Raw genomic sequence first — 4,538 nt, forward strand, 5'->3', positions numbered from 1 at the left:
ACCCTTTATATACACGAGAACATTTGCTGTTCCCAGATCAACGCCAATATCCATTGACATGCCAAACATCAATACATCTTCCTTCCTATTCATACCGATACATTATAACTATATAATAAATGAACCAAGTTGACAATAAAAATTTCTTCATATAAATATAAGAAATTCTCTTCATTTTCCCCTCTGTCCCTTGAATCTAAAAGGATGAAGCTGTACAATGCCAATAACTTCCCAGTCACACCATAAAAAAATTGGGGCAGAATACCCAATCCTCTCACCTGGTCCCGCCACCAGTTGCCTTTCCATACAAAATCAAGCTCCATTGACCATCCTGCTCCTAAAAAAAGTCCGCCATCCCCAAAAAGGATAGCGGACTCAATTATTTTAATCTAACATCAGCTGTATCAGCAGGTATGGCACTCATCATAAATGCCGGCTTCCTTAAGTTTCTTAACCACAGTCTCACCCATGGTAGCAACTGTTTCAGCAACAGGAATGCCCACTGCATTCAAAGCCTTGATCTTGTCAGCAGCTGTGCCCTTGCCGCCTGCAATAATTGCACCGGCATGACCCATGCGTTTTCCCGGAGGCGCCTGAACGCCGGAGATAAAGGCTATAACAGGCTTCTTCATGTTAGCCTTGATCCACTGAGCTGCTTCTTCCTCAGCAGTACCACCGATTTCACCAATCATCATGATGGCCTTGGTCTCATCATCCTCATTGAAGAGCTTGAGCGCATCGATAAAATCAGTTCCTTTAATAGGGTCACCACCGATACCAATGGCAGTTGTCTGACCAATACCGGCACTGGTGAGCTGGAAAGTTGCCTCGTAGGTCAGGGTTCCGGAACGGGAAATAACACCTACATGTCCCTTCTTATGAATATAGCCAGGGATAATACCGAGCTTAGCTTCATCAACAGTGAGAATGCCAGGGCAGTTTGGTCCAATCAGTCTAGTCTTCTTGCCTTCCATATAGCGGCGAACCTTTATCATGTCCTGAACAGGAACATGCTCAGTGATGCACACAACCAAATCCAGGTTGGCCTCAACGCCTTCCATAATGGAATCAGCTGCAAAGCGGGCAGGAACAAAAATTACTGATACTGTAGCCCCGGTAGCCTTCACAGCGTCCTCTACTGTATTATATACAGGAACACCTTCAACAGTCTGACCAGCCTTACCAGGAGTAACACCAGCCACAATCTTGGTACCATAATCCAGCATCTGCTTGGTATGGAAGGCTGCTGTCTTACCGGTAATACCCTGTACGATTACTTTTGTATCTTTATTAATTAAAACACCCATTTCAGCAGACCTCCTTAGTTCTTCTTAGCTTCTTCGACGCGTTTTACGATATCCTGTGCTCCGCCTTCCATTGTAGGAGCCATAAATACATTCTTTACAGGCTTCTCTGTCAGGATCTGACGACCACGCTCAACATTCGTACCCTCAAGCCGAACAACTACAGGAACAGGAATGCCATCCTTACCGGTCTTCTCAGCAATAATCTGAGCCGCACGCTGGATGCCTTCTGCAATAACATCACACTTATTAATACCACCGAAGATATTTACGAAAATACCCTTCGCCTGACCACCATCAAGCATTATTTCGAAAGCTGTGGCAATCTTCTCAGGAGTAGAGCTGCCGCCTACATCCAGGAAATTGGCAGGGTCGCCACCGTAAAACTTAAGAATATCCACAGTAGCCATGGCAAGGCCAGCACCATTTACCATGCAGGCCACATCTCCACCAAGGTTTACATAATTCAGCCCTTCTTCGGAAGCCCACAGCTCCTTGCGGTCCTCTTCAGTCTCATCACGAAGCTCAACAATATCAGGATGGCGGAACAGTCCGCTGTCATCAAAGTTCAGCTTGGCATCAAGGCAAATAACATCATTTTCTGCAGTAACAACCAGAGGATTGATTTCTACCTGGCTGCAGTCCTTGCCAATAAAGGCATCATAGAGTTTTATCATTATAGCAGAAGCCTTTCTGATAGCTTCCGGCTTAAAATTCATCTTATAGGCCATTCTGGTTGCCTGGAAAGGCGCAAGGCCAATAGCAGGATCTATATATTCCTTAATGATCTTTTCAGGGGATTCAGCCGCAACTTTTTCAATTTCCATGCCGCCTTCCTCAGAACCGATCATAACGATCTTTGCAGTAGTTCTGTCGTTGACAAAGCTCAGATAGTATTCTTTTTCAATGTTGGAACCTTCCTCAATAAGCAGACGGTTGACCTTTTTCCCCTCAGGACCGGTCTGATGTGTAACCAAAACCTTACCCAACAATTCAGTAGCGTAGGTTCTAACCTCATCCAGGCTCTTGGCAATCTTGACACCGCCAGCCTTTCCGCGCCCACCAGCATGAATCTGCGCCTTTACAACAGTCACCTTGGAGCCAAGTTCTTCAGCCGCCTTCACTGCCTCATCCACACTGAATGCGGGTTTACCATTTGGCACATTAACACCAAAGGACTTCAGGACCTGCTTGCTCTGATACTCATGAATATTCATTTCTTCTGTCCTCCTATATTTTTTTACCCCGAAAAGCAGTATTTATCTAACCACTATGTATATCTTATTACTTTTTATATTCATTGTCTAGTTTTCTAAAGTGTAAAAAAATTTAAAACATCTCATAAAATTAAAATAAAATAAACATCATTCATATTATGATAATATTGCCGAAAAAATCCCTCTTCATAGATGGAAGTAACCAGCCTTAACAGGCACCGAAAAAGCCTTCCAACCTGTTTCAGCACTAAGGTGGCTATACCTGGCACAATTACCGGGAGAATGTTTTTAATCTCAAAAAGATATTTTAAAATTATTTAATCATAATTAAAACATATGGTATTTCTCATCCTGAATTTGCATCCGATTTAACCGCTTTAATTTATATCAGCCCAATGTACAGATAAATATCAGACAAATTTTATATGCTCTGAAAAAGCATATATTCCTTACAGAACATCTGACAAAAAAATTTTTGAAAAATTTCCACAATTTTTTGCTTCAAAAGAAGGAATTAAGAATTTTATATGGAATTATAAGCCATGTAAATGTTGTTCCATGTCTTTAGAACAAAAATTCACGGAACAAAGTATTAATTATTATTTTTATTTTTGGAGGGGTAATATTATGAAGAAAAAAGCTTTAAAGGCTGCTGTATTTGGTTTGGCACTGAGTGTATCTGCTACTGCAATGGCAGCTACCGGTATGTCAGGACTTACTCCATTGGAGGGTAGACCTGAGGATAATTCCAGAGCTATGCTTCCAAAAGCTACTTATCAGCTGGCTGCATCCCACAAGGTTGAGGGTCGTCAGGGTGTTGCTTCCGAAGGTCAGTACTTCTGGGTATCCGGCTCCAAGACTCTTGCAAAATATGACAAGAACTGGAAGCTCCTGAAGATTAACAAGACTCCATTTGATGGTTACAAAATACCATCCAACCATATCGGTGATATCGATGTTTACAACAACGAAATCTATGTAGGCGCTGAGAACTTCATGGATGGTGTTGGTAAGGACATTCAGATCGCTATCCATGATGGTGATACCCTGAAGCTGAAGAAATCCTTCCCATTTGAGCCAGCTTCAGGCCAGGAAGAGTGCTCCGGTATTGCTGTTAATCCAGACACCCAGACCGTGTGGATGTGCTCTTGGGTTGGTGAGGAATCCGGCCGTTATCTCTATGAGTATGACCTGAAGACCGGTAAGTATCTCCGCAAGGTACACATTCAGGCTCCACCTCAGTGGGTACAGGGTATGGCATATTTCGAGGGTTCCTTCTATCTGACTGCTGATGATGGTACTGCTGATGAAATCGAGCCAGACCATGTATATCGCGTAGATATCAAGCCAGGTGCTTCCAACGCAGCTGTTGTTCTTGAGAGAACTCTTGACGATGTAACCTTCCAGGGCGAGATTGAGGGTATTACCTTTGATAAGTCCACCAGACAGATGCTGGTTCACTACAACCGTGGTTCCCGTATCGTACTTGGTATGGTTAAGGGCTTCTATCCTGGATATGACAAGGAAATTTCCGAAGTATTCGTATACAACATTAAGTAATTTCCAAATAAAAAAAGAACCGCTTCGGCGGTTCTTTTTTTTGCACAAATTATCAGCAAACTATGACAAATAATATACACGCCTTCTAAAATCCCCCCTGCATGCCCTGCTCCTCCATCAAAAGCTCCAGGCAGGCATCGGTAGTCATAGGCTTGGCAAAATAATAGCCCTGTATCATATTACAGCCTATATCCTGTAAAAAATCAAGCTGTTTCTTATTCTCCACACCCTCTACAATGATCTCCATTCCCAAGTCCTTGGCCATTCCCACTACACTTTTCATGATGATGCCGGCCCTGTCTGAGGTTTCAAGCTGCTGAACGAATTTCATGTCCAGCTTGAGCACATCAACAGCCAAATCCTTCAAAATATTCAAGGAAGAATAGCCACTGCCAAAATCATCCATCAGCACTGTAAACCCGGCATTCTTTAATTTTTTTACAACCCGTACCAGCTG

5 protein-coding genes are annotated in these 4,538 nt (G+C 42.9%); 1 reads left to right on the top strand and 4 read right to left on the bottom strand.

The genetic code is table 11. From position 1 onward, the window contains the following. Positions 1-89: 89 nt before the first annotated feature. The 3 genes from K6C05_RS08645 to sucC all read right to left on the bottom strand — a co-directional run bounded on the left by K6C05_RS08645 (position 90) and on the right by sucC (position 2,521). Positions 90-323: a hypothetical protein gene (locus tag K6C05_RS08645; protein ID WP_296733705.1), complete on the bottom strand. Its 234-nt coding sequence runs from the start codon at positions 321-323 to the stop codon at positions 90-92. An 81-nt stretch (positions 324-404) separates the two neighbouring features. Continuing rightward, positions 405-1,307, bottom strand: coding sequence for a succinate--CoA ligase subunit alpha (gene sucD / locus K6C05_RS08650; RefSeq protein ID WP_296733707.1), 903 nt, complete (start codon positions 1,305-1,307; stop codon positions 405-407). 14 nt (positions 1,308-1,321) lie between these two features. After that, positions 1,322-2,521 carry an ADP-forming succinate--CoA ligase subunit beta gene (gene sucC / locus K6C05_RS08655; protein ID WP_296733708.1) on the bottom strand — a complete coding sequence of 400 codons (1,200 nt, stop codon included), beginning with the start codon at positions 2,519-2,521 and terminating at the stop codon, positions 1,322-1,324. Between the two features lie 627 nt (positions 2,522-3,148). Here sucC and K6C05_RS08660 point away from each other — a divergent pair. Next, positions 3,149-4,081 (top strand): hypothetical protein, encoded by a 933-nt coding sequence (locus K6C05_RS08660; protein ID WP_296733711.1) that lies wholly within the window; start codon positions 3,149-3,151, stop codon positions 4,079-4,081. An 85-nt stretch (positions 4,082-4,166) separates the two neighbouring features. Here K6C05_RS08660 and K6C05_RS08665 read toward each other — a convergent pair. Then, positions 4,167-4,538 (bottom strand): EAL domain-containing protein (locus tag K6C05_RS08665; protein ID WP_296733714.1); only part of this gene is annotated, 372 nt, incomplete at its 5' end.

The organism is Anaerovibrio sp. (genome assembly GCF_024697385.1).
Classification (GTDB): Bacteria; Bacillota; Negativicutes; order Selenomonadales; family Selenomonadaceae; genus Anaerovibrio.

Bases quoted from the DNA above. Each gene is read 5' to 3' on its own strand.
- K6C05_RS08645 (WP_296733705.1), bottom strand. From the start codon at position 323: ATGGAGCTTGATTTTGTATGGAAAGGCAACTGGTGGCGGGACCAGGTG.
- sucD (WP_296733707.1), bottom strand. From the start codon at position 1,307: ATGGGTGTTTTAATTAATAAAGATACAAAAGTAATCGTACAGGGTATT.
- sucC (WP_296733708.1), bottom strand. From the start codon at position 2,521: ATGAATATTCATGAGTATCAGAGCAAGCAGGTCCTGAAGTCCTTTGGT.
- K6C05_RS08660 (WP_296733711.1), top strand. From the start codon at position 3,149: ATGAAGAAAAAAGCTTTAAAGGCTGCTGTATTTGGTTTGGCACTGAGT.